This is a genomic window from Nonomuraea sp. NPDC051191, from assembly GCF_044455665.1.
In the GTDB taxonomy this organism is placed as follows: domain Bacteria; phylum Actinomycetota; class Actinomycetes; order Streptosporangiales; family Streptosporangiaceae; genus Nonomuraea.
Genome location: NZ_JBITEZ010000024.1, coordinates 106,073 through 131,191 on the forward strand (window position 1 = coordinate 106,073; position 25,119 = coordinate 131,191).

20 protein-coding genes are annotated in these 25,119 nt (G+C 72.2%); 6 read left to right on the top strand and 14 right to left on the bottom strand.

Annotation, left to right across the window (positions count from 1 at the left end; genetic code table 11):
* Positions 1 to 22 precede the first annotated feature (22 nt).
* From ACIA8R_RS46770 to ACIA8R_RS46795, 6 genes are all read right to left on the bottom strand, one after another.
* Positions 23 to 3,208, bottom strand: coding sequence for a S8 family serine peptidase (locus ACIA8R_RS46770; protein WP_397044325.1), 3,186 nt, complete (start codon positions 3,206 to 3,208; stop codon positions 23 to 25).
* A gap of 93 nt (positions 3,209 to 3,301) precedes the next feature.
* Positions 3,302 to 4,015, bottom strand: coding sequence for an HNH endonuclease family protein (locus ACIA8R_RS46775; RefSeq protein ID WP_397044327.1), 714 nt, complete (start codon positions 4,013 to 4,015; stop codon positions 3,302 to 3,304).
* A 173-nt stretch (positions 4,016 to 4,188) separates the two neighbouring features.
* Complete coding sequence (locus tag ACIA8R_RS46780) at positions 4,189 to 5,517, bottom strand: glycosyltransferase family 4 protein (RefSeq protein WP_364095744.1); 1,329 nt, start codon at positions 5,515 to 5,517, stop codon at positions 4,189 to 4,191.
* A gap of 134 nt (positions 5,518 to 5,651) precedes the next feature.
* On the bottom strand, positions 5,652 to 8,762 hold the full coding sequence (locus tag ACIA8R_RS46785; RefSeq protein ID WP_364095747.1) for a PDZ domain-containing protein: 3,111 nt from the start codon (positions 8,760 to 8,762) through the stop codon (positions 5,652 to 5,654).
* Between the two features lie 273 nt (positions 8,763 to 9,035).
* Complete coding sequence (locus ACIA8R_RS46790; RefSeq protein ID WP_397044329.1) at positions 9,036 to 11,201, bottom strand: GTP-binding protein; 2,166 nt, start codon at positions 11,199 to 11,201, stop codon at positions 9,036 to 9,038.
* Between the two features lie 149 nt (positions 11,202 to 11,350).
* Positions 11,351 to 12,385 carry an Rv2578c family radical SAM protein gene (locus tag ACIA8R_RS46795; protein ID WP_397044331.1) on the bottom strand — a complete coding sequence of 345 codons (1,035 nt, stop codon included), beginning with the start codon at positions 12,383 to 12,385 and terminating at the stop codon, positions 11,351 to 11,353.
* Positions 12,386 to 12,519: 134 nt separating this feature from the next.
* On the opposite strand from ACIA8R_RS46795, the gene ACIA8R_RS46800 reads away from it, so the two are divergent.
* Positions 12,520 to 12,798, top strand: a complete 279-nt coding sequence (locus ACIA8R_RS46800) for a DUF3040 domain-containing protein (protein WP_357710281.1) — start codon at positions 12,520 to 12,522, stop codon at positions 12,796 to 12,798.
* 33 nt (positions 12,799 to 12,831) lie between these two features.
* On the opposite strand, the gene ACIA8R_RS46805 is transcribed toward ACIA8R_RS46800, so the two are convergent.
* The 5 genes from ACIA8R_RS46805 to ACIA8R_RS46825 form a co-directional block, all read right to left on the bottom strand.
* Positions 12,832 to 13,299 carry an OsmC family protein gene (locus tag ACIA8R_RS46805; protein WP_357710278.1) on the bottom strand — a complete coding sequence of 156 codons (468 nt, stop codon included), beginning with the start codon at positions 13,297 to 13,299 and terminating at the stop codon, positions 12,832 to 12,834.
* Positions 13,296 to 13,940, bottom strand: a complete 645-nt coding sequence (locus ACIA8R_RS46810; protein WP_397044334.1) for a GntR family transcriptional regulator — start codon at positions 13,938 to 13,940, stop codon at positions 13,296 to 13,298. Before ACIA8R_RS46810 ends, ACIA8R_RS46805 begins: the two co-directional genes overlap by 4 nt.
* A 77-nt stretch (positions 13,941 to 14,017) precedes the next feature.
* Positions 14,018 to 15,592, bottom strand: coding sequence for a penicillin-binding transpeptidase domain-containing protein (locus tag ACIA8R_RS46815; protein WP_397044336.1), 1,575 nt, complete (start codon positions 15,590 to 15,592; stop codon positions 14,018 to 14,020).
* Between the two features lie 80 nt (positions 15,593 to 15,672).
* Positions 15,673 to 16,332: a lysophospholipid acyltransferase family protein gene (locus ACIA8R_RS46820; protein ID WP_357710269.1), complete on the bottom strand. Its 660-nt coding sequence runs from the start codon at positions 16,330 to 16,332 to the stop codon at positions 15,673 to 15,675.
* A gap of 257 nt (positions 16,333 to 16,589) precedes the next feature.
* Positions 16,590 to 17,204, bottom strand: a complete 615-nt coding sequence (locus tag ACIA8R_RS46825) for a TetR family transcriptional regulator (RefSeq protein WP_397044338.1) — start codon at positions 17,202 to 17,204, stop codon at positions 16,590 to 16,592.
* A gap of 67 nt (positions 17,205 to 17,271) precedes the next feature.
* On the opposite strand from ACIA8R_RS46825, the gene ACIA8R_RS46830 reads away from it, so the two are divergent.
* The 3 genes from ACIA8R_RS46830 (at position 17,272) to ACIA8R_RS46840 (ending at position 21,410) form a co-directional block, all read left to right on the top strand.
* Complete coding sequence (locus ACIA8R_RS46830) at positions 17,272 to 19,233, top strand: AAA family ATPase (RefSeq protein ID WP_364095769.1); 1,962 nt, start codon at positions 17,272 to 17,274, stop codon at positions 19,231 to 19,233.
* 92 nt (positions 19,234 to 19,325) lie between these two features.
* On the top strand, positions 19,326 to 19,640 hold the full coding sequence (locus ACIA8R_RS46835; protein ID WP_357710260.1) for a hypothetical protein: 315 nt from the start codon (positions 19,326 to 19,328) through the stop codon (positions 19,638 to 19,640).
* Between the two features lie 114 nt (positions 19,641 to 19,754).
* Positions 19,755 to 21,410 (top strand): acetolactate synthase large subunit, encoded by a 1,656-nt coding sequence (locus ACIA8R_RS46840; RefSeq protein ID WP_397044340.1) that lies wholly within the window; start codon positions 19,755 to 19,757, stop codon positions 21,408 to 21,410.
* Between the two features lie 35 nt (positions 21,411 to 21,445).
* On the opposite strand, the gene ACIA8R_RS46845 is transcribed toward ACIA8R_RS46840, so the two are convergent.
* On the bottom strand, positions 21,446 to 22,042 hold the full coding sequence (locus tag ACIA8R_RS46845) for an NUDIX hydrolase (RefSeq protein ID WP_397044342.1): 597 nt from the start codon (positions 22,040 to 22,042) through the stop codon (positions 21,446 to 21,448).
* Positions 22,043 to 23,018: 976 nt separating this feature from the next.
* Here ACIA8R_RS46845 and ACIA8R_RS46850 point away from each other — a divergent pair.
* On the top strand, positions 23,019 to 23,195 hold the full coding sequence (locus ACIA8R_RS46850; protein WP_357710253.1) for a hypothetical protein: 177 nt from the start codon (positions 23,019 to 23,021) through the stop codon (positions 23,193 to 23,195).
* On the opposite strand, the gene ACIA8R_RS46855 is transcribed toward ACIA8R_RS46850, so the two are convergent.
* Entirely contained in the window at positions 23,196 to 23,519 is a 324-nt protein-coding gene (locus ACIA8R_RS46855; protein WP_397044344.1) for a tetratricopeptide repeat protein, read from the bottom strand.
* A gap of 28 nt (positions 23,520 to 23,547) precedes the next feature.
* On the opposite strand from ACIA8R_RS46855, the gene ACIA8R_RS46860 reads away from it, so the two are divergent.
* Complete coding sequence (locus ACIA8R_RS46860; RefSeq protein WP_397044346.1) at positions 23,548 to 23,730, top strand: hypothetical protein; 183 nt, start codon at positions 23,548 to 23,550, stop codon at positions 23,728 to 23,730.
* 71 nt (positions 23,731 to 23,801) lie between these two features.
* Here ACIA8R_RS46860 and ACIA8R_RS46865 read toward each other — a convergent pair whose 3' ends face one another.
* On the bottom strand, positions 23,802 to 24,881 hold the full coding sequence (locus ACIA8R_RS46865; protein WP_397044348.1) for a hypothetical protein: 1,080 nt from the start codon (positions 24,879 to 24,881) through the stop codon (positions 23,802 to 23,804).
* Between the last annotated feature and the right edge of the window lie 238 nt (positions 24,882 to 25,119).

Consider the following 25,119-nt stretch of genomic DNA (forward strand, 5'->3'; position numbering starts at 1 on the left):
CTCAGCTCACCGGCCGTACGGGTCAGCCCACGGCGTAGGCGCGGGTCACGGTCTGGGTGACGCCGTCGCCCGCCTTGTCGGTGACGGTCGCGCGCAGCGAGACGTACCCCGCGGTGGCGGGGTTGTCCAGCCGTGCCGTCCAGCCCGATCGGGTCGCCCGGACGGGCACCGGTCGCCACGTCCTGCCGTCGTCGGCGGACGCCTCCAGCTTGATCGAGGAGACCGCCGCCCGGCCGGCGCCGGGAGCGCGCTCGACCCGGATCGGGATGGTGGTCCGTGATCCCGGCTTGGCGCGGTTGTCGTCATCGAGGTCCTGCGGCGTGTAGCGCACGGCCATCAGCGGCAGGGGCTCGGGCTTCGCCGTACGGGCGGAGCGGAAGGTCCAGACGGCGTCGACCGCCGTGGACAGCTTCGCCTCCGGCCGCCGGGAGGAGGCGGTCAGCGTGTAGGCGGTGTCGGCCTGCGGCAACGTGGCGGTGAGCGTGCACTCCTCGCTGCGGTAGGGGAGGCAGCCGGCGATGCCGGTCGTGGCGATCTCCTTTCCGTTCCCGGTCAGGGTGAGGGTGCCGGTCGCGGCCGCGTCCATGCCGGTACGTCCGGCGGTTCCGCTGCTGTACAGCCCGTCGGCGGGGAAGGCCAGGGTGTCGCCGGCCCGGCTGCCGCCGGAGACGGCGAACGAGGGGCCGGTCACCGCGGCGTTCCAGAGCTGGGTGAAGTTCCTGTCGCGCACCGGGCCGGTGCCCTGCTCGATCAGGCCGCCCGTGCTGAACTCGTCGTTCCACGCGAAACCCGGGGTGAGGTAGCGCGTCAGGCGGCTCGGCAGCGGCATGTCCTCCCACGTGCTCAATCCAGGCGAGAGGACGCCGCCGGGCAGCACCGGCCCCGTGTTCAGCGTGCCGGTGGCGCCCGGGACGGTCGAGCGGTAGGTCTCGGTCGCCTTGACCATGTCCCGGGTCCGCGCGGCGTACCCGGGGTTGTCGGGGAAGCCGTCCGTACGCTGGTCGACGAGGTCGTAGCGGTACGGGCTGGGCGTCGTGTCCTTCTTGGTCCAGGCGGTCTGGGCCAGGTAGGTGAGCCCCGGCTGCCGCACCGGGACGAGGTAGTAGCCGCCGGAGTAGCCGAACGCGATCATCGCGGTTCTCCAGGGCCCGTTGACCACGGAGAGGGAGAGCGCGGGATCGGGGACGGCCGTGGGGTCGTCGACCGTGAACGTGATCCGCTTCGCCTTGCTCCCGTCGACCGTCAGCGACACGTCGGCGTCGTCGATCTCGAACGGCTGGTGCGCGAGCGTCAAGCTGCGTTCCGCCTTCCCCCAGATCTCGGTGTAGAGGTTCCAGCGTCCCTTCGGCAGCCGGATCGTGGCCGTGTCGCCGTGGAAGACGAGGCCGCGCTGCGCGCCGGTCGCCTGGTCGTAGACGAGGCCCTGTACCCCGTCGGCGGTCCCCCCGTCCCTGCCCTTGACGGTCACCGTGACGTCATGGGACTCCGGCTCCACGTAGGCCCCGGCCGGGGTGCGGACCACCGTGTCACCGGCCGTGGCGGTGACGATGCCCGGATAGTCGCCGGGGCCCTTGCCCTCGGCGTCGATGGTCACCGTGACCGACGCCTGCCCGCCCGCGGGCACCTCCAGCCGCTGCGGCGACAGCGTGAGCACGTCGGAGCCGTCCGCGAGGTCCAGGGTGACGGGCGCGGCCCCGGTGTTGCTGTAGGTGATCTTCCCGGTGGCCCGCCGCTCGCCGGGCCGGCCCCAGGGGAAGGCGGCCCACACGCCGGTGGGAGTGGCGATCACCTCCTGGGCCAGCGAGCGGAGCACGTCCACCCGCCCGGCGCCCTGCTGGTACGGCGTGGCGCCGTCGGTCGGCCTGGCGCTGCCGACGAGCGCCGCCTTGAGCTGCTGCCCGGTCCAGTCGGGATGGCGCTGGGCGAGGATGGCCGCCGCTCCCGCCACGTGCGGGCTGGCCATCGACGTGCCGCTCATCGCCACGTGGGTTCCGTCGGCGGTGCCCGCCGCGGCGGCGGCCACGATGTCCACGCCGGGGGCGGTGAGGTCCGGCTTGACCGCATGGTCGCCGATGCGCGGGCCCGTGCTGGAGAAGTCGGCCACCTGGTCGGAGCGGTCCACCGCGCCGACGGTCAGCGCGGCGTCGGCGCTGCCGGGGCTGCTCACGCTGCCCCCGCTCTGCTCGCCCTCGTTGCCCGCGGCCGCCACGAACAGGGTGCCCGTGGCTTGCGACAGGGTGTTGACCGCCTGCTCGATCGGGTCGAGGCCGGGTTCGTCGGGGCCGCCGAAACTCATGTTGACGATCTTGGCTTTGACCTCCGTGGCGGCCCACTCCATCCCGGCCAGGATCGCGGAGTCGCTGATGCGCTCGCCCAGCTTGCCGAAGGCGATGCGGGCTCCCGGCGCCACGCCGCGGTACTTCTCGCCGGCGCCGGCGATGATCGAGGTGACGTGCGTGCCGTGTCCGACTCGATCGGTGATGTCAGGCTCGTCGGAGAAGTTCCGCGACTGGGTGACCACGTCCTTCAGGTCGGGATGCGTGGGGTCGTACCCGCTGTCGAGCACCGCGACCGTGACGCCCTGTCCGGTGAGACCCCGCTGCCACGCCTCGGTCGCGCCGATCTGCTTGGTGCTGCGATCCAGGGTGTACGAACGCCGGCCGTCCAGCCAGATCCTGCCCTTGCCCGCGGCCAGCGTGGACGCCCCGCCGAGCAGGCTCCGCCACGTCTCGCCGGCGCTCTTCTTGGCCACCCGCTGGGCCGTCATGTTCAGGCTGGTCAGTTGCCGGGTGGCCGCCGCGCCTCGCAGCGCGGGGGCCCTTCCCTGCGGCGACTGTGTGATCAGCGGGATGTCGGGCGTGTCCGCGTCGCCGTAGCGCCAGGCGAGCAACTGGGTGACATCGAACAGCCGCTCGTCCAGCACCCCCTGGGCGACCAGGGGCGCGGCGTCGGACGGGACGACGTACAGGTGCCCGTCGCGGTACCCGGAGGAGAAGTGCACCTCCCGGTCCGCGCCCGGCTCCACCTGGAAGCTCCTGCCCGTGACCACGACCCGGTCGCCGGTCAGCAGCGTCACACTGCCCGCCGTGCCGGAGCGCGGCTGCCCGGGCCCTTCCCGGCCCGCGTCGGCCGTGCCGGTTCCCGTTGTCGCGCCCACAGTCAGCGTGCCTGCCAGGACCGCTGCCAGCAGTCCCTTGCCTAACGTCATTGATCCTCGCAAGAAGAGAAAACGATCGCTTTCTCCTCCTCTTCCGAGAAAGGCGGATTCTTCTTCCCTGGGCCCTGAGACGGAGGACCGGGGCTAGCGGCACTGGGCGAGCATGGCGTTCTTGTCGGCCCTGGTCACGGGCAGGTCGTACTTGAGCGCGACCTGGGCGAATCGGGTGACGTACGCGCAGCGGACGCTGCGCTGGGGAGGCAGCCAGCCCGACGGGCCCGAGGCGTCCTTCTCCTCGTTGGCGCGGCCGTCCACGGGTAACAGGTTGAGCGGGTCGTTGGCGAAGTCGAGGCGTTTGGCCATCGGCCAGCGCGGCGCGCCCATGCGCCAGCCGTAGTTGAGCGGCACGACGTGGTCCACCTGCACCTCGTCGGCCTGGGCCTTGCGCCAGGAGATGAGCCGGCCGGTGTAGGGGTCGGTCAGCTTCATGGCGACGACCTCGCACCTCGACCCGGCCCGGTACTCGACGCCGGTGCCGTCGCGGGCGAGCAGGTCGTCGCGGGTGCGGCAGCCGTTGCGCGCGTAGGGGACGCCGGTGGCGGAGTCGGCCCAGTTCTCGCCGTACCGGCTGCGGGCGTAGCCGGTGTTGGGGCCCCGGCTCTTGACGCGTAAACGGGCGATCAGGGCGCGCGCCCTGGCCCTGTCGCCGTCGGACAGGACGGGGGCGAGGCCGGGCAGCGTGCCGCTGGCGTTGCTGAGGGGGCTGGCGGCGGTGGCGGCGGGGCTCTTGGCGCTGCCGACGAAGGAGACGACGATGACCGCCCCGGCGAGCAACGCGATGACGTCCTTCGTGCCCAAGCAGCCCTCCGTGGATCCCGTGGGCGAAGTTGTCTAGAGAATTCCCGGCATTCCCGGATTTGACACGGGAAGGCTTCCCTCACTGATCGCCCCCGCGCCCGGGGCCACGTCCCGGCGGACGTCGCGGCCGAGCCGGTGGAGGTCACCGGCTCGGAGCTGTGGCGTTCGCCCCGCTAGATCCGGGGCTCGGCCGGTTCGGCGGCTTCGTCGGCCGTGGCGACCTCGGCGGGTTCGGGCCGGGGCGGGCGCACGTACGTGCCGTTGCGGCGGGCCACCAGTTCGGCCAGCAGCGCGTCCCACTTCTGGCCCACGGCGTCCACGTCGTAGGTCCGCGCCGTCTCCAGCGCCCCCGCCGCCAGCGACCGGCGCAGCGGCTCGTCCTCGATGACCCGGATGATCGAGGTCGCCAGGTTGGCGTTGGTGCGGGGCTTGACCAGCAGCCCGTCCACCTCGTCAGTGATCATCTCCTTGGGCCCGTGCGGGCTGTTGAAGCTGACGATGGCCAGCCCCTTGGCCATGGCCTCCAGGATCGTCATCGGGAAGCCCTCGTGCCGCGAGCTGAGCACGAAGATCGACGCCTTCTCCAGCTCGGCCCCCACGTCGCTGGTCGGCCCCGGCAGCTCCACCTTGCCCTCAAGCCCGGCCTCGACGATCTGCGCGGCCAGGTTCTCCTGCTGCGGCCCGGCGCCGAAGATGCGCAGCGTCCAGTCCGGATGCGCGGCGGCGACGGTCTCCCACGCGGTGATCAGCCGGTGGAAGCCCTTGAGCCTGGTCATCCGGCCCACGGCGACGACGACCTTGGCGTCCAGACGGGACACCCCGCCGGTCATCGGCGGGACGGCGTTGGGGATGCGGGCCAGCTTCTTCGGCTTCTTCGGCAGCGTGCTGCGGTAGTCGCGCAGGTCGGCCTTGGTGAGGGTGACCAGCGCGTCCATGCGGCGGTAACGCCACTTGATCAGCTTCTGGATCGGCTCGGCCTGGGTGCGCAGGGCCACGTGCTCCTGCCCGACGGTGATCACGCCCGGCTGCGCTAACTGCGCCATGGCCAGGTTGAGCCCGGGACGGGTGGCCATGAGCACGCCGCTGTCGAGCGAGCGGATGTAGCGGGCCAGCCGGTAGTCGGTCCACAGGGTGAAACGGTGGTAGGCCGTCTCCTCCGGAGGCATCAGCTTGCTCGGGAACTTCGACAACATCGCCCGCAGCGGGTCGGCGCTCGGCTTGAGCCGGTCGTCGAGGAAGCGCAGGCGCACCCGCGGGTCGAGCGGGAAGAACGGCTCCTCGGCCTCCTTCAGGATGCTGACGATCTCGACGTCGTGCTTGTCGGCCAGGTAGCCGGCCAGGTTGAACACCGTCCTGATCGTGCCGCCCATGCCGTTGGCGTGCAGGAGCAGGATCCGGATGCGGTCGGTCGACGGAGGTGGCGCGTTGCGTGCCTTGCGGCGGTTGTACCCCCGGTACAACCGGACCATCGCCGACTTCCCCCTGCGTGCCAGTGCGCGCACCTGGACGATCCCCCTTGTGCTCGGTTGCATTCGCGAACACGCGGTCCCGGTCGTCGGGCCGCGCGCGAGCGGAGTGCACACGTCATCCCCTGTGCGCTTTCCCCGCCTATGATCTTTAGACGCCGAACAGGTTCCTAAGGTTGCATCCCCGGCCGATGCGACGGATCGGGCGTATGCGGCGAATGCTCGGCCAGCAGGCTCAGGGCGACGTCGATGGCCCGTTCGAGCTGCGTGTCTACGCCCCTGGCATAGTCCTGCGGGGTGATGTCCACCTCGATGTCGGGGTCCGTGCCGTAGTTCTCCACCTGCCAGCCGACGTCGTCGAAGGCGAAGGAGAACTCCGGCTGCGTGGTGACGGTCCCGTCGGCGAGCCGGTGGCGCGGCCAGATGCCGATCACGCCGCCCCAGGTGCGCCTGCCGACCAGCGGGCCCAGCTTGAGCAGCTTGAAGGTGTGGCTGAAGATGTCGCCGTCCGAGCCCGCCCACTCGTTGGTGATGGCCACCAGCGGCCCGCGCGGCGACTCCGGCGGGTACGGCTCCGGATCGCCCCAGCGCGGGTAGTCGTAGCCGAGCCGCCGCCTGGCCAGCTTCTCCAGCAGCAGCGCCGAGACGTGCCCGCCGCCGTTGAAGCGCACGTCCACGATGAGGGCGTGCCGGTCGTACTCGGCCAGGAAGCCGCGGTGGAACTCGCCGAACCCCTCGGTGCCCATGTCGGGGACGTGCAGATAGCCGATGCGGCCGCCGGAACGCGCGTGGCACTCGGCGCGGTTGAGGTTGACCCAGTCGCGGTAGCGGGCCGGCTGCTCGTCGGCCAGCGCGCGCACGGTCACGGTGAAGACCCGCTCCTCGCGCCGCAGGGTCAGCTCGACCTCCTCGCCCGCCTGGTTGACCAGCCGTTCGTTCGGGGTGGCCGCGCGGCCGATGGGCGCGCCGTTGATGGCCAGCACCGCGTCCCCCGGCCGTACGTCGAGCCCCATCCGGTTCAGCGGCGAGGTGGCCTCGGGGTCCCACCGGTCGCCGGTGACGATCGCGTGGATGTGGTAGACGCCGTCGCGGAAGTCCCAGTCGACGCCCAGCTTGCCCTGGCTGTAGTCGGGCCCCGGGCGATACTCGCCGCCGCTCTCGTAGGCGTGGCTGGTGGCCAGCTCGCCGTGCAGCTCCCACAGCAGGTCGGAGAACTCGCCCCGGGTGGTGACCCGGTCCACCAGCGGCTCGTACCGCCGGAAGACGGCCGGCCAGTCGACGCCGGCCATGTCCTCGGTCCAGAAGTTCTCCCGCTGCAGCCGCCACGCCTCGCGGAACATCTGCCGCCACTCCGACTCCGGCGCCACCGACACCTTGATGCGCGACAGGTCGATCCAGCCGCTCTCGCGTCCCGGCGGGTCGTCGTCGTGCTCGGGCACCTCGCCGGCCTTGACCACGCGCAGTCGGCTCCCGGCCCGGTACAGCAACGTCTTGTGGTCGCGGCCCAGCTCGAACGCGGTGACCCCGTCGGCGAACGTCTCGTTCCTGCCCTTGGCGAAGTCGTACAGGTGCAGGGTGTTCTCGCCCTCCAGCGGGCTGGTCAGCAGCAGCGCCTTGCCCTTGAGACCGGCCACGCCCTCGTAGCGGCCCTCCGGCAGCGGGAACGCGGTGACGCGGGCGGCCAGCCCGTCCAGGTCCACCCGGACGGCCTCCTCCGGCTCGTCCTCGTCGTCGTCCTTGCCGTTGAGCGGGCGCTGTCCGGGTACGAACGGGTCCGGCGCGTCGGCCCGCAACGCGATCGCGTACGGCCGGGTGCCCAGCGGGAAGCCCAGGTCGAACTGCAACTGGTCGTAGACGGGCGAGAAGACCCGCTGGCCGATGAAGTACAGGTAGCGGCCCTGCGGGTCGAAGGCCGGCATCGAGTCCTTGAGCACCGGCTCGGAGGCGGCCACCGTCCGGCCGGTCTCCGGATGGTGCAGCTTGATCGCGGTGGTCTGGGCGTTGAGCGGCCCGGCGTAGGCCAGCCACTGCCCGTCGTGCGACCAGGCCGGGTCCTCGGGCGGCCCGTGCGGGTTGCGTTCCACCAGGGTGGCCGCGCCCGTGGCCAGGTCCAGCAGGTGCAGCTCGTGGCGGTGGTTGACGACGGCCACGCGGTCGTGCGCGGGATCGGGGACCAGCTCGTTGATCCGGCCCAGCCTGGCCACCTCGACGCCGCAGCCGCCCTCGCTGCCCTCCAGGATGACCAGCGTCTCCTCGTCGGCCTCGCCGCTGGCCGCGGCGATCAGCCGTACGCCGTCGTTGAGCCAGGTCAGGAAGCGGTAGCGGACGCCGTCCGGCTCGCCGTGCTGGCTGACCGGGCCCTCCCAGTCGGCCATCGCGTACGCCTTGCCGCGCGAGGTGATCGCCAGCGCGCTGCCGTCCGGGCTGAGGGTCGCGCTGTCGAGGAAGTCCTCGGCGTCGACGAACCGGCGGTTGCGCTGCGTCCTGGAGCTGGCCAGCCGCACCTCCAGCCGCCTGGGCTCCTCGTCCGGCTCCAGCAGGTACAGGTCGGCGCCGGCGTGGTAGACCAGCCGATGGCCGTCGCTCGACAGGTTGCGCGCGTAGTAGTCGTCGTGGTGGGTGTGCTTGCGCAGGTCCCGGCCGTCGGGCAGGCAGGAGTAGACGTTCCCGACGCCCTCGTGGTCGGACAGGAAGCAGACCCGCCGTCCGCTCCAGCAGGGCGAGGCCAGGTTGCCCGGCAGCCGGATCAGCCGCCTGAACTCGCCGTCGCCGTCGGTGTCGATCCACAGGTCGCCGACCGTGCCGCCGCGGTAGCGCTTCCACCGCGCGGGGTCGGCCGTGTTGCGGCCGAGCACGATCATCTCGTCGGGGCCGTAGGCGATCGAGTTCGCCGGTCCGTACGGCAGCCGCTGCGGCACCCCGCCCGGCGTCACCCGGTGCAGCCACTTGCGCCCGGCGAACGGCTGGGACTGGTCGCTGGCGTAGAGGATGCGGCCCTCGTGGTCCCAGCCGGTGACCGTGCAGCGCGCGCCGTGGAAGGTGACCCGGCGGGCGGCGCCGCCGACGACCGGCATCACGTACACCTCCTCCGGTCCCTCCTCACGGCCGACGAACGCGATCTGGTCGCCGCGCGGCGAGATGCGCGGATAGCCGGCCTCGGCCGCGCCCGCGGTCAGGCGGAAGGCGCGGCCGCCCTGGGCCGAGACCATCCACAGGTCGTCCTCGGCGGCGAAGACCACCACGTCCTGAAAGACAGTGGGAAAGCGGAGATAGGCCGACATGTGCGCAGCTCCTCCTCCACCGGACAGCCGGGGGCCGCCGGCCCCCGGCTGCGCGATTCACCTCACGGGGTCATCCCTCGTCGGTCCTTCTCGTTTCCTTCTTGGTCTCCTTGGCCTGCCGGTTGGTCTTGATGGCCTGCTTCTTGGCCTTGCCGGACTTGGTGGCAGGTTTCTTCTTCGTGTCAGCCATCGTCTTCCCCCTGTGACGGTTGCGCCCGATTGGCACACTATGGCGGTTAAATACCCATCTATCCCCGAAATCCGACATTCTGCCTATCGCGCGCGAATCGGGCGATCTCCGGACGGTCGCGACCACCACATGCCCTCGCCGTGCGACAGGCCCGGCAGCCGCCGCTCGGCCTCGTGCACGGACGCCGCCGGGATCTCGCCTTCGAGCACCCACGTCTCGGCCCGCCTGCTCGTGCCGTCCAGGGCGGCGCCCAGCCCGGCCAGGGCCGCCGACACGGTGGCGAACGCGTCGGCGGGCACCTCCAACTCGAAGCGGTGGCACGGCTCGTAGACCTTGGTCCCGGCCCTGCGCAGGGCCTCGCTCAGCACGGCCCGCGCCTGCCCGCGGAAGTCGCCCGCCGCCGTGACCGGAGAGGCGTACCCGGTCGCGGTGAGCGTGACCAGCACGTCCGTCACCGGCCATCCCCGCGGCCCCGAGCCCAGCGTGTGCCGTACGCCCTCCTCGATCGCCCGGTGGAAGGCCGGCGGCAGCGAGCCGAGGTCGACCTCCAGCCGGTAGAGCACGCCCGAGCCCGGCGCGGCGGGCTCCACACGCAGGCCCACGGTCGCCATGAACGCGCCTCCGGCCTGACGCATCTCCTCCCGGGCCGCGCCGGTGCCCGACGGGCGCTCGAAGTAGACCGGCCGGCTCGGCTCGAACTCGGCCTCCACGCCGAAGTCCCTGGCCAGGGTCTCGCCGATGACCTCCTTCTGGACCTCGCCGTACAGCAGGACCGCCGTCCCGCCGCCGGGCAGTGTACGGGTGCCGATCAGGGGGTCCTGCTCGGCCAGCGCGACCAGCGCGGCGTGCAGGCGCGGCTCCTGGCCGGGGATCCGGGGGCGTACGACGGTCTCCAGGCTGGGCGGGGCGAAGTGGGCCTGCCCTGCCGGGCCGGGCTCGCCCAGCCGGTCGCCGACCCGGATCTCCGGCACCCCCCGGACCGTGGCGATGTCCCCCGCCACCGCCACCCGCGCCCCTGACCCCACCACGGCCACCCCGCTCGGACGCCCCTCGTAGGCGTGGACGCCCCCACCCGGCTCGCGGCGCAGGAACGTCACCCGCTGCCGCGCCCGCAACTCCCCGCCGCGCAGCCGCAGATAGGCCACCTTCTCCCCGGCCCGCCCCCGCTCCACCGCGAACACCGTAGCCCTCGTGAAACCCCTGCCGACCGCGCCGACCGCGCCCGTCGCGTCCGCCGCGCCCGCCGCGCCCGTCGTGGCAGTCGTGGCAGTCGCGCCTGTCGTGGTCGGCTTGGCCGTCGTTATGCGGCCGTCGGCTTCGTCCGAGCCGGTCGGCGGCTGGGGAGCCGCGGGCAGCAGCCGGATCGCCCCCAGCAGCTCGGCCACCCCCTGGCCGGTGATCGCCGACCCGAACGACACGGGATGCGCCTCGCCCGACGCGCACTGCGCCGCGAGCGCCTCCCGCACCCGCCCCGGCCCCGGAACCACCCCGTCGACCAGCAACTCCAGCAGCCCGTCATCCCCCTCGGCCAACACCTCGACCGCCTCGACCGCCCGGGCCTCCACGTCACGGGCCTCCACGTCACGGGCCTCTGCGCGACGGTCCTCTGCGCGGCGGGCGTCCGCGCGGACGGCCTCCGCCTCGACGGGCCCACCGGCCCGCACCACCTCCTCCGAGCCCCCGCCCGCCGCCCCCGAAAGGCCGCGAGCCCCCCGGAAGGCCGGGGGAGCGAAGGCGAAGGGACGCGTGGCGGCGCCCGGCCCGCCGATGCCGGAAACCGTGCTCAACGGAACCGCCCGCGGCGACAACCACCGCCGGATCTCCGCGAGCACCCCCGCCTCCCGGGCCCCCATCCGGTCGATCTTGTTCACGAAGATCAGCGTGGGCAGCCGCAACCGCCGCAACGTCTTCATCAGGACCCGCGTGTGCGGCTGCACGCCCTCCACGGCCGACAGCACCAGGACGGCGCCGTCGAGCACGTCGAGCGCGCGTTCGACCTCGGCCACGAAGTCGGCGTGGCCGGGGGTGTCCACCAGGTTGACCCGCAGGTCGCCCACGGTGAACGAGGCGACCGCCGAGCGGATGGTGATGCCGCGGCGGCGTTCGATCTCGCCGCTGTCGGTCTGCGTGCTGCCGTCGTCGACGCTGCCGAGGCGCGCGATGGCGCCGCTCTCGAACAGCAGCCGCTCAGTGAGGCTGGTCTTGCCCGCGTCCACGTGCGCGAGGATGCCGATGTTCAGGATGTGCATGAGTGGTGGAGCCCTCGAGAACTCTCGTGCCAATGGGGCGCTGGAAGATCTCTGGGCGGCGCCGCATCTCATGCTCCTGAACGTCGTCCGGCAAGTGCCCGGTCATCCTGTCACCGAGGCGGAGGGACCGGCCACCGATTTAAACCGGGTCACAACAGGCGAAGCTGCTCCGGCTCGGCGACGGCGGCGGGGATCGGGCGGGGCGGCACGCGGCGGGCCATGGCCGGGGTGGCCCTGCCGACGCCGTGGCGTTCGGCCAGCTCCCTGACCTGGGCCACGACGCGGTCCTGGTAGGAGGTGGGGGCGTAGGCGCCGCGGCCGTACAGCTCCAGGTAGCGCGGAACCAGACGCGGGTGCTCGCGCCCGAGCCAGCTCAGCCACCACTCGCGCGCGCCGGACCGCAGGTGCAGGACGATCGGGACGACGTGGGTCGCACCGGCCTCGGCGATCTCCTTGACCGTGCGTTCGAGCTGGGCGGGGGAGTCGGTCAGGTACGGCAGGATCGGCGCCATCAGCACCCCGCACGCCACGCCGTTGTCGTTGAGCGTGGCGCACGCCTCCAGCCGCCGGCGCGGGTTGGGCGTGCCGGGCTCGACCTCGCGCCACACGGCCTCGTCGACGAAGCCGACCGACACGCTCGTGCTCACGTCGGTGACCTCGGCCGCCTCGGTGAGCAGGTCGAGGTCGCGCAGGATCAGCGTGCCCTTGGTGAGCACCGAGAACGGGTTCGCCGCGTCGCGCAGGGCGGCCAGGATGCCCCGCATCAGCCGGTAGCGGCCCTCGGCGCGCTGGTAGCAGTCGACGTTGGTGCCCATGGCCACGTGGTGGCCGCCCCAGCGGGCCGCGGCCAGCTCCTTGCGGGCCAGCTCGGCCGCGTTGACCTTGACGACGATCTTCGAGTCGAAGTCGGCCCCGGCGTCGAGGTCGAGGTACTCGTGCGTCTTGCGGGCGAAGCAGTAGACGCAGCGATGCCCGCAGCCCCGGTAGGGGTTGATCGTGTACTCGAACGGCACCCGGCTGGCCCCCGGCACCCGGTTGATGATGGACCGGGCCTGGACCTCGTAGAAGGTCATCCCCCTGAACTCGGGCGTGTCGAACGTACGGGTGACCGCGCCGCGGGCGAACAACGGCACGGCCGGATCGGCCTGACCGGGCCCGGCCAGGCGCAGGTTGTCCCAGCGCATCCCATGATTAGAACAAAAGTTCGAGCGTGATCGCAAACCGAAAAGAGGCGGTAATTAGGGGGTCACGCCAAGGCTAATGATCTTCATGGTTGGGGAGGAACACGCCACAGTGCTTGCGTTCCGGAGGTGCGTCTATGGCCTGGTCGCAGGACGAGGAGCGAATGCTGGCCCAGATCGAGCAGCACCTCGTCGACGACGATCCGCGTCTCGTCGCCCGGCTCGAGTCGTTCAACGAGCGGGCCCGTCGCGGTGAGGCGAGGGCGAAGGGGCAGCCGGGCAGCAGGCGGCCGCGCCGGTCGACGGTCATCATCGTGATCAGCTGGGTGCTCATCGCGACGCTGGTGGCCACCCTGTTGATCATGGTGCTCCAGCACGAGGCCGCCACCGCCGTGGCGCTGGCCGCCTCGCGCTGACCGTTCCCGGACGGCGTCCGGCTCCGGTGACGCTCAGGCCGTGCGGACGGTCGGCTCGTGGCGTACCGGGAAGTTGACCGAGGCGGCGATGAAGCACGCCTTGTGGGCGTCCGCGTGCAGGCGGGCGGCGGTCTCGGCCATCTCCGGCGCGGCCACGGTCACCTCCGGGCGGAGCACGACCTCGGTGAACCGGCCGCCGGCGCCGTTCTCGGCCATGGTGCCCGCCGCGCGGTCGGCGTACGCGGTGACCACGACGCCCGCGTCGGCGCACAGGTGCAGGTACCAGAGCATGTGGCATTGGGAGAGCGAGGCGACCAGCAGCTGCTCGGGGTTCCAGCGGGCGCGGTCGCCGCGGAAGGCGGGGTCGGAGCTGCCCGCGATGACCGGCGGGCCCTCGGCCGACACGTCATGGTCGCGGCCGTAGGCGCGGTAGTCGTCGGTGCCGGCGCCCTTGTTGCCGGTCCAGGTCACGGTGACGTCGTACGTGTGATGACGGGTCATATGGGTTCGTCCGTTCTGTGGGTGACGGCACGGGTGTCGAGGACGTGCGCGCGGGCGATGGCCGCCGCGTCCTGCGGCCGGGCCTCGATGATCGCGGCGAGGAGCTGCTCGTGCTGGCCGGAGACGTGCGCCGGACGGGACGGCGGCGCCAGCGAGCGCAGCGTGGACACCTGGATCTGGTCCCAGACGCGCTCCAGGGTGTGCAGCGCGATGGCGTTGGCCGCCAGCTCGGCGATCCGCCGGTGGAAGCGGCGGTTGAGCCCGACAGCCTCGGTGAGGCGGCCCTGCGCGGTGGCGGCCGCCGTGGCGTCGGCGACCTCGCGCAGCGAGACCAGGTCGGCGGGGGCGATGCGGCCCTCGCCCTGCCGGGTGGCGGCCAGCTCGGCGGTCAGCGCCTCCAGGGCCGCCCGCACCTGGAAGGCGTCCTCCAGCGCGGACGCCTCCAGGGCCACGACGACCACCCCGCGCCCCGCCGGGCGCACCAGCCCGTCGGCGGTCAGCGCCCGCAGCGCCTCGCGCACCGGGGTACGGCTCATCTCCAGGGTCGCCGCGACCTCCATCTCGGTCAGCCGCGCCCCCGGCGGGTAGGTCCCGTCGAGAATCAGCTCCCGCAACCGGCGCCAGGCCACATCGCTCTGCACGGGACGTGACTCTAGCGGTTTGCATACATTGCATGCAATGGTGGGCCCGCGCATGCGAGTCAGCGAGACAGGAGGACTCAGAGGCCCTTGAGGAAGGTCGCCGCCACCGGGGCCGCGACCTTGCCGCCCGTGCCGCCGCCCTCCACGACCACGGCGAAGGCCACGTCACCCTTGAAACCCATGAACCAGGCGTGGGTCTCCAGCTTGTCGCCGGTGCCGAACTCGGCCGTGCCGGTCTTGCCGTGGGTGCCGGCGGGCAGCCCGCTGGCCCTGGCGGTGCCCTTGGAGACCACGGCCGCCATCATGCTGTGCAGCTGCTCCTTGACCCCCTTGGGCAGCGGCTTCTCGCCGGCCTTCTGCTTGAGCGAGGGCACCAGCGTGGGCGGCCGCCAGGTGCCGTCGGCGATGGCGGCGGCCACCGAGGCCATCGACAGGGGGCTCGCGGTGATCCTGGCCTGGCCGAAGGACTCGGCGGCCAGCTCGGCGTCGGACTGGGCCCTCGGGAAGCTGGCCTTGGTGGCGGGCACGCCGATGTTGAGCGGCTGGTTGAAGCCGACCCCTTCGGCCGTCTTGAGCAGCTTGTCGGCGCCGAGCCGCTGTTCGGCCAGCGGCGCGAAGGTGGTGTTGCACGAGTGGGCGAAGGAGTCGAGGAACGACAGCGAGCCGAACTCCTCCTTCTCGGAGTTGCGGATCTTCAGCCCGCCCACGGTGGCGTACATCGGGCAGGTGACCGTGTCGCCGGGCGACATGCCGGCCGCCAGCAGGCCGATGGCGGTGACCGCCTTGAACGTCGAGCCCGGCGGGTAACGGCCGTCGAGGGCCCGGTTGAAGCCGCCCTGGTTGTTGACCACGGCCAGGATCTCGCCCGTGGAGGGCCGGACGGCGACCATGGAGGTGGGCTTGGGGACGTCTTTGACCGCGGCCACGGCGGCGGCCTGCGCCTGCGGGTCGAGCGAGGTCTCGACGGGCTTGCCGTCGGTGCCCTCGATGGTGGCGAGCGTCTTGCCGCCGAGCTGGATCTGGGTGGTGGGGGTGCCGGCCAGCCGCTTCTGGAACGTCTCCTGCAGGCCGCCGCGCCCGACGGCCTGTCCGGGCTTGTAGGAGGAGCCGAGCTTGGCGACGTCCTTCTTGGTGGCCTTGTCGAGGAAGCCGACGAGCTGCTGCACCGAGCCGCCGGACGTGCCCGCGTCGATGCGGCCGCCGTCGGCGTCGGTGATCCCGGCCCGCTGCGGCCAGTTCGTCTTGATGCCGAACGTCGCCCCGGAGGTCATCTTCGGGTGCAGCGCGGTGGGCCGCCAGTCGACCTTCCACGCGCGGTCGGCCACGACGAGGTCGATCTGCCCGTCGTAGGACCAGGAGCCGATGTTCTTCAGCGTCAGCGTCGCGCTGTAGGGGACGTGCGCCCGGCCGTCGCCCTCGACGACCTGCCCCAGCTTGACCGTGGCCGACTCGACGCCGAGCGCGCTGCGCTGCTGGTCGTAGGCGGTGAGCTGCTGCGGTGCCGCCAGTTCGGCGGTCATGGCGGTCTTGTCGCCCGCCTGCCAGGCGGCGGCGAAGCGCTGCGCCGTCTCGCCCGGTGTGCCCTTGGTGCGCAGCAGGTAGTAGGCGCCTCCGCCGGCGGCCCCCGCCACCAGCACTGCGGACACCGACACGATCGCGATGGTACGGCCCCGCGCCACTGGTCAGCCCCCCGGTCCTCGACGACAGGTGTCAGAAGCCTAGCGGTGATCCGTCATGGCGTCCCGTCGGAGGCCTTGTGGCTGGAGGCGTAGGCGGGCACGTACTCCTGGCCGGACAGCTTCTGGACGGCTTCCATGATCTCGTCGGTGACCCGGCGCCGGTCGCGTGCCTTGGTGTGGTCGCCCTCGAAGCGCATCGGCTCTCCGATGGAGATGCCGATCTTGGCGGGCCTGGGGACCTTCGACCCGACCGGCAGCACCTTCTCGGTGCCCTTGAGTGCCACCGGCAGCACGGGCGCGCCCGTCTTGAGCGCCAGCCAGGCCACGCCGACCTTGCCGCGGTAGAGGCGGCCGTCGGGGGAGCGGGTGCCCTCGGGGTGGATGCCGAACAGCTCGCCGCGCTCCAGCAGCTCGGCGGCGGCGTCGAGCATCGCCTGGGCGGCGTGGGCGCTCTCGCGGTCGATCGGCAGGCTGCCGCCGATCCGCATGAAGAAGCCGGAGACGGGGTTGCCGTCGAAGTACTCGTTCTTGGCGGTGAACGTGACGTGCCGGGGCAGCAGCGCGGGCAGCAGGAAGGAGTCGAGCACGGAGAGGTGATTGGCCGCCAGGATGGCCGGGCCGACCCTCGGCACGTTCGCGGCGCCGGTGATGTGCGGCCGGCACATCGCGTGGGCGAGCGGCGCGGCGGCGAACTTGACCACTTCGTACAGCAACGGGCTCTCCTGGATCATGGGCAGTCGGCCATGCCACCCTAAGGCAGTGGGACGCCCGGAAAGCTTTAAGGCCGATGTGGTGGTCGCCTCCTCGGCGAGATGCACAACACGGTTCCAGCCGAACGGTATTCCGTGAAGGCGGTAATTTGCGGCCCGGGGGACACAGCCACATCGGCATTTCCGAGTTAAGCACAGCCTCCGGCGTTGGAGGTAATCGTGCCCGCCACATGGGGCACGCGTGACCTGCGCGCCGGGGCTCAGCGGCGCGGCGGGCCGCCCGCGAGCTGTGCGAAGGCGTGTTCGGCGGCGCTTACCGCGTCGGCCTCGGCCTCGGGCAGGGGGCGGCCCCCGGCGAGCTGTGCCCAGGTGCGGCGGGCGAGCACCCGCTGCACGGCCAGCACCTGAGCGGCCAGCAGCGTGGCGGTCAGCTCGTCCATGGTCTCGGCCAGGGCCTCGGTCAGCTCGGCCTCGTCCTGGGTCATGTGGTGGGACAGCCGCAGGGCCAGGCCGGGGGTGTCGAACACCATGCGGTGGAAGGCCAGCACCTCGGGGTGGTCGTTGAGCCCGGTGACCGGATCGTGCGCGGCCAGGCCGTCGAGGTAGTGGCGGCGCAGCGCGGCGACCGGGTGCTCGTCCGCCCCCCGTCCGCGCACCACGCGGGCGGCCTCGCCCTTGTGGTCGGCGAACCGGTGCAGGACGAGGTCCTCCTTGGTCGGGAAGTACTTGAACAGTGTCGGCTTGGACACCCCGGCCGCCGCCGCGATCTCGGTCACCGGCACCTCGTCGAAGCCGCGTTCCAGGAAGAGCGCGATCGCCGCCGTCGAGATGGCCTCGTGCGTCTGCCGTCGTTGCAGCTCCCGCAGTCCTGTCATGTCGCCAGCCTAGCAAAGTGTTAACCTGGTTAATGTCTTAACCGAGTTAACGCTTTTGGGGGTGTGCATGGGAACGCTCGACGACGAACGGCGTCACGTCGAACGCTGCAGGGCGGGGCTGCGCAGGATGCTGGAGGGCGCGCGCGAGAACGTGATCGTCGGGGAGACCGTGGCCGGCGACCGCTACAGCGCCGAACGGCTCGGCCGCCACCTCAAGAGCCTGGCCAAGGAGCTGGGCGAGGAGCCCGACGGGCCGCCGTTCTTCGGCCGGCTGGACTTCGGCCAGGAGTCGGCCGAGCATCGCGGGCGGTCGTACCACATCGGCCGGCGGCACATCACCGGCGAGCACGGCGGGCCGCCCGTGGTGATCGACTGGCGCGCGCCCGTGGCGCGCGCGTTCTACCGCGCCGGCGCCCGCGACCCCCAGGGCGTCGAGGTGCGCCGCCGTTTCGGCTGGTCGGGCAGCACGCTGACCGGCTTCGAGGACGAACGCCTGGGCGCGGGGGAGGAGGGCGGCGGCGCGCTCCTGGCCGCCGAGATCGAACGCCCCCGCGTCGGCCCGATGCGCGACATCGTCGCCACCATCCAGCCCGAGCAGGACGACCTCGTCCGCGCCGACCTGGACACCACCATCTGCGTGCAGGGCGCCCCCGGCACCGGCAAGACCGCCGTCGGCCTGCACCGGGCCGCCTACCTGCTGTACGCGCACCGCCGCCGCCTCGAACGCTCCGGCGTCCTGGTGCTCGGCCCGAACCGGGCCTTCCTCGGCTACATCGCGGCCGTGCTGCCCGCGCTCGGCGAGGTGGACGTCGAGCAGACCACCCTCGAAGGGCTGCTCGGCGCCTACCCCGTACGGGCCGTCGACACCGCGCGGGCCGCGGCGGTCAAGCACGACGTCCGCATGGCCGAGGTGCTGCGCCGCGCCCTGTACGGCCGCATCCGCAGGCCCGCCGAGCCGGTCGTGGTGGCCGACGGCTCCTACCGCTGGCGCGTCGGCGAGGACGAGCTGCGCCGCATCGTGGAGGACACCCGGCGGGCCGCGCTCCCGTACGGGGTCGGCCGCGACCGGGTCAGGGCCAGGATGGTGGCGGCGATGCGCCGGCAGGCCGAGGCCCGCGGCCTGACCTGCAACGCCGCCTGGGAACGCAGGACCGGCCGCGCGGTGGCCCCGGCGCTCGACGCGACCTGGCCCGCCGTCCGCCCCGAGGACGTGCTGCACGAGGTGCTCAGCGCCCCGCCCGAGGGCCTGCTGACCGACGACGAACGCGCCGCCCTCGCCTGGTCCCGCCCGCCGCGCGGCGTCAAGAGCGCCAAATGGACCGAGGCCGACCTGGTGCTCCTGGACGAGCTGGCCGGCCTGCTCGAACGTCCCCGCGGCTACGGCCACGTCATCGTGGACGAGGCGCAGGACCTGTCGCCCATGCAGTGCCGCGCCGTCGCCAGGCGCAGCGAGCACGGCTCCCTGACCGTGCTCGGCGACCTGGCCCAGGGCACCACGCCGTGGGCGGCGGCTTCGTGGCCGGAGCACCTGGAGCTGCTCGGCAGGCCCGACGGCCGGATCGTCGAGCTGACCACCGGCTTCCGGGTGCCCGGCGTGGTCGTGGAGCTGGCCAACACGCTGCTGGCCGCGCTCGACGCCGACGTGCCGCTCACCCGCTCCTACCGCTCCGACGGCAGGCTGCGCGTCATCGCGACCGCGGGGCTGGAGAAGGGGGTCGTGGAGGCCGTACGGGAGGCGCGCGGGTTCGAGGGGTCGATCGGGGTGATCGCGGCCGACGCCCACGTCGAGGCGATCACCTGCGCGCTCTGGGACGAAGGGCTGGACCTCGGCGAGCGGCTGAGCGTCCTGCCCGCCTCTATGTGCAAGGGGCTGGAGTACGACCACGTGGTCCTGGCCGAGCCGGCCGCCGTCGTCGCCGCCGAGCCGCGCGGCCTCAACCGCCTGTACGTCGCCCTCACCCGCGCGGTCTCCCGGCTCGACGTGGTCCACGCCGAAGCCCTTCCCCCGCAGCTTTCCCGCCCGTCATAAGCCTTCTGAAATGGGCAGATGTCTGGACTCGGCGGCTCGACAGGCCCACGGCTCTGGTGTGTGATGTGATTCACTTCACGAGGGAGCCGGAGATGACCGCTTCGCAAGACCCGCCGCCAGGCGACGACGAGCACACGCGTGAGGGGCGCCGGCCGCAACCGCCGCCCTACGGCCGGCCGCCGCAGCCGCGGCAGGGCGCCCAGGTCCTGTCGATCATCGGGTTCGTCAGCGCCGCGGTGGCCGTCCTGTTCATACCGATCCTGTTCGGCCTGGCCGGCATCGTGCTGGGCATCGTCGGCCACACCCGTGGCGAGCCCCTCGGCAAGTGGGCCGCCATCGCCGCCGCGGCCTGCATGATCGTCGGCATGGTCCTCGGCGCGCTGGCCACGCGCGCGCTGGGCTCCTGACCCGCTGTGCCCGCGTGAATCCGCCGTCGCGCGGGCACAGGGACGCCTCCGGAATGAAGCGCGCCTCCCCGGTGCTGTCAGGGACGCAGTCGCTCATGAAAGAAGGCGTTACCCATGTCTCCGCAGGCGGACGCGGCCCATCTGATCGTGCGAGCCCTGGAGGCGGAAGGCGTCGAGTACGTCTTCGGCATCCCCGGCGAGGAGAACATCCACTTCGTCGACGCGCTCAGCGACTCCTCCATCCGCTACATCCTCGTCCGGCACGAGCAGGGCGCGGCGTTCATGGCCGAGATCTACGGCAGGCTGACCGGCAAGGCGGGGGTGGCCTCGGCCACGCTCGGCCCCGGCGCGATCAACCTGCAGCTCGGCGTGGCCGACGCCACCACCAACAGCACCCCCGTCGTGGCGATCACCGCCCAGGTCGGGCTCGACCGCATCTACAAGGAGTCGCACCAGGTGGTCGACCTGGTGTCGCTGTTCCGGCCGATCACCAAATGGGCGGACATGGCGCCGACGGCCCTGGCGCTGCCCGAGATGATCCGCAAGGCGTTCAAGACCGCCCAGACCGAGCGGCCCGGCGCGGTCTACCTTGCCATCCCCGAGGACGTCGAGTCGGCCCCCGTGCCGGCCGACCTCGGCCCGCTGCCCGTCAACGTCGTACGCCCCCAGGACCCCTCGGCCGCCCAGATCGCCCGCGCGGCCGACGTACTGGCCGGCGCGCGCAGGCCGATCGTGCTCGCCGGGCACGGCGCCGGCCGGGCCGGGGCCTCCGCCGCGCTGGTGCGCTTCTCCGAGCGGCTCGGGCTGCCGGTGGCCACCACGTTCAACGGCAAGGGCGTCTTCCCCGACGACCACCCGCACGCGCTGGGCGCGGTCGGCTTCATGCGGCACGACTACGTCAACTTCGGCTTCGACGAGGCCGACGTGCTGATCAGCGTCGGGTACGAGCTGCAGGAGTTCGACCCCGTCAAGATCAACCCGAACCGGGACAAGAAGATCATCCACCTGCACCGGTTCCCCGCCGAGGTCGACGACCACTACCCGGTGGACGTGGGCGTCCACGGCGACATCTCCCGCTCCCTGGACGCGCTCGCCGACGCCGTCCCCCGCCGCTTCGAGGTCAACGGCACCGGAGAGAAGATCCGCCGGCTGATGCGCGAGGAACTGGAGCAGGGGCGCTCGGAGGACGGCTTCCCGCTCTCGCCGCGACGCGTGGTCGCCGACATCCGCGAGGCCATGGGCCGCGAGGACATCGTCCTGGCCGACACCGGGGCGGTGAAGATGTGGATGGCCCGCATGTACCCGACGTACGAGCCGAACACGATGCTGGTCTCCAACGGGCTGTCCTCGATGGGATTCGCCGTGCCGGGGGCGCTGGCCGCCAAGCTGGCCTTCCCGCGGCGCAAGGTGCTGGCCGCCACCGGCGACGGGGCGTTCCTGATGAACTCCCAGGAGCTGGAGACGGCCGTACGGGAGCGCATCCCGATCACGGTTCTGGTGTGGGTGGACGACGCGTACGGGCTGATCGAGTGGAAGATGGACCTGGAGCTCGGCCGCCACTCGGGCATCCGCTTCGGCAACCCCGACTTCGTCGCCTACGCCGAGAGCTTCGGCGCGCGCGGTTACCGGGTCAGCAGTGCCGGGGAACTGCTTCCCACGCTGCGCAAGGCGCTGGCCGACGAGACGGTGTCGGTGATCGCGGTGCCCGTCGACTACGCGGCCAACCTGGAGCTGACCGGCAAACTCGGCGAACTGACCGGCCCCTTCTGAGCCGCCCGGGTTCTGGGGGTGGTCCGGTGGGAGGGTCAGGTTCTCGTCCAGTGGGGCTGGGCGACGTCGAACACCCGCTGTTCGCGTCCGCGCAGCGCCACCTCGGCGAACTGCCACAGGATCGCCCCGGTCGGCGCGTGGATCACGATGCCCGGCCCGAGCGGCATCTGCAGCATCTCGCCCTGCCAGCGGGGCACCCCGGGCGCCAGGAAGCGCTCCAGCGGGACCGCGTGCACCGAGGCCACCTCGTGGGCGTCCCCCACCGGCTCCTGCCGGCCGCCGAACGCCACCACCGGGGTGATCACGAACCCGGAGTCGGCGACGAAGTCGTCGAGCAGCCCGGCCACCTGCACGCCGGTCAACCCGACCTCCTCGGCCAGCTCCCGCAGCGCCGCCTCCACCGGCAGCTCGCCCTCGTCGAGCCGCCCGCCCGGCAGCGCCCACTGCCCGGGGTTGCGCCCGCGCGCCGCCCTGCGGATCAGGACCGTGTACGGGACGCGCCCGGCGTCCTCCAGCACGCACACCGTCACGGCCGCCCGGCGCACCCCCGAGGCGGGCGGCACCTCCCGGCGGTCGAAGGCGGCGAGATGAGCGGTGACATGCTCGCGCAGCACGTCGATCGGGGGCAACATCCCCTCAGGATCCCACGCCCCCCCACCTCCGGACCCGCCCCGTCCTCCCGCTCCGGGACGCCCCCCGCGTTCCCACCCCCCATGTCCCACGGCCCGCACAACGCCCATCACCCCCATGACCTTCACGTCGCCCATTCCGCCTGCGCCCCCCGCGCCCCCTGCGTCCACTGTTGGCGGGCGCGGGCGTTCCAAGGACGTTGTCGGAGCGGTCGCGGCGCGACGAGGGCGGGTGCGGTTTCCGGCAGGGCCGCGCTGCTGCGGGCGCTGGGCGAGGTGGCGGGCGGTGCCGGAGTCCTCAGATGGCCGCTGCGCATGACATTGCGTGGCTCATCACCGGCCGAGGGTTCATGGGGGACGCCCGCCTTCCGTGCCGTCGCCTGACTGCCGTCTCACACCGATCTTGACGGCTGTCCACCCACATGATCAAAAGGAGGCATCGGTCCGCCCTGCCAAGGGTCGGTGTCAGGAGCGCAGATCACTTCAGGAACGGGATGCCATGATGAGTGCCGGGAAGCGCGGGCGGGTGACCATGCTCGCATCAGTGGGTGTACTGACGGCGGCGCTGTTGCCGCTCGGAGGCATGGCGACTGCCTCGTCCGCCACGACACAGGTTCACGCATGCGTCAACAAGATCACTCGCGTTGTCCGAATTGTCGATTCTGGAGCCGAGTGTCTGTTCAGCGAGTCTTCTGTGCAATGGGCGGCCGAGGGTCCTGTCGGGCCCGAGGGGCCGGCGGGACCTGCCGGCCCGGCGGGGCCACAAGGCGAGCAGGGGCCGCAGGGAGAGCAGGGTCCCCAGGGCGACGCCGGCCCGACCGGGCGGCAAGGTGAGGCGGGAGAGACCGGCCCGCAAGGCGAGCAGGGGCTCCAAGGCCCCCAAGGCCCTCAAGGCCCCAAGGGGGAGAAGGGGGATGCGGGAGGGGTGAGGGGAGCTCATGTCGAGGAAGCCCCCTTCAGCGGCGGCTCCGGTGGCGTCATGTGCAGCCCCGGAGAGTACGCGACCGGTGGCGGCTACAAGGTCAACAACGGTGCGGGCCAGGTCTACCAGAGCCTCCCCGTCTTCGGGGTGACCAAGGAGCCACGAGGCTGGGAGGTCAGGGCCACCAACTCCGCCAGCGGAACGCTGTACGTCATTTGCCTTCCCTGGAGCTGATCACCTGGGCAGTGGGTAGGGCGGTTCGGAGTCGTCTTCCTGGTGGAGGAGCTGGTGAAGGGTATGGACCTGGCCGAGGTGGGCTTGGGCGTCCTGGTGGCGGCCTTGCTGCTCGTCCAGCATGCCGAGCTGGCGGTGGCAGATGCCGAGGCCGCGGCGCTGCCCGGCCTGCTCGAACAGGGCCATCGACCGGGTGAGACGGCCGCGGGCCGTGGTGTGGTGGCCCTCCAGGCGGTCGAGGGTGCCGAGGGTGCTGAGGGCGAAGGCCTGTCTGGTGAGGTCCCCGCCGGAGAACGCGGCTTCGAAGCAGTACGTGGCGTGCACCCGGGCCTGGGGGAGATCGTCGAGCCACTTGTTGACAGTGGTGGATCGTCGCCAGGCCGTCGGCGTTGCCGGCCTGGGTGTACAGCCGGAGCGCGGTCCGGAAGCGCGTGAGGGCGGCGCGATAACGGCTGGTACGCATGTCGACCAGGCCCAGGTTCTGGTGCATGGCGGCCTGCCCGAGCAGGTCGCCGGCCTGCTCGGCCAGGCGTAGCGCCTCGGTGTTCAACACGATGATCTCGGAGTAGAAGCCGCGCATCCGCTGGTAGCACTCCAGATTGTGGATCAGGCGCCAGGCCTGGGGGGGAACCCGCGGACAGGCATCGGCGGGCCACGGCCAGGAGATCCGGGTGGTTCCGGTCGAGCCAGCGCAGCGCGGAGACGTCCGTTTCGTGCTGGGGTGGCTGAACGCGGCATGCGTCCTGGTCGGCGTCCACGTCCGTGAAGGAGGTGCTGGTGTCGACGAGAAGGACGGCGGCGTTGACGGCGCGGCGCGCGTACCGGAAGAGCCGTTCGTCGGCGGCGGCCAGCTGCCGGTCGGTCGGCCAGGACGGCGGCGATGGGCGCGCTGACCAGCGAGCCCGGATAGCGGGCGACGCGGCGGAGCACGAGGCGGGCGGGTTTGGCCAGCGCGGCGAGAGACCGGGCGAACGCGGTGGCGGTCTCGTCGTCGATCGGCAGCGTGGCCGCGGAAGGGATCTCCTGGGCCGGATTCGCCGCCTTGAGGTCGCTCATCTGCCGGATGGCGAGGGGGAGGCGGAAGCCCGCGGCGATCGCGGCGACGGCCTGGGGGTCGTTCAGGCCGGCGCGGCGCAGGATCGTGCCGGCCAACTGGGCCGCCTGGCCGCGGGTGAACGGTCGCAGGGTGACGCCGCGGTCAGGATCGAGGCCGACCAGCACGTGGCGGGTGGTGATCAGGATCGCCGACTCCTCGGCGGCGGGCAGCAGCGGACGGATCTGTGCGGCGGTGTCGGCGTCGTCCAGGACGATCAACATCCTCTTGCCGGCGGTCGCGGCCCGCCAGGCGCGGCTGAGCGCCTGAACGTCGGTCGCGCCCGGGTCCGGCGGCACGTTCAGGGCGTTGAGCAGCGTACGCAGTGCCGCGGTGCTCGTCATCCGTGACTCGGCGGCGGCATAGGTGCGCATCCCCGCGATCACCAGGACGAGAGGACCGGGCCGGTTCTCCTCGGGAACAGGAGCGGTCAGGCGGTCCAGTTCCTTGGTGCGTCCGATGAAGACCCGGGTGCCGGTCGGCGGCTGCAGCGCCCACCCCGGCTGCTGGTCCTCACCAGGTGACGCCGCCGGGTTCGGGGGAGCGTCGTGCGGCAGTGCGATCAGCGTGCCGGCGCTCACCACGCTGGTCACCAGGACGAGCCCGCCGAACAGCCACCAGTTCCAGGTCGTGGTGAGCAGGTTGGTGAGCGCCCGCCGTCACGCCCGCCATCGGGCCCGACGCCGCGACGACCAGGCGTCCCTGCCGCCGAGCCGGCAGTCCGCCTGCCATCGCGATCACCTGACGCTGCTTCACGGGCGGTGCGGCCCTTCGCAGGGCCGCCCGCAGGTCCGGTTGGTACGTGCTGCCGTTGTAGAGCATGAAAGGACC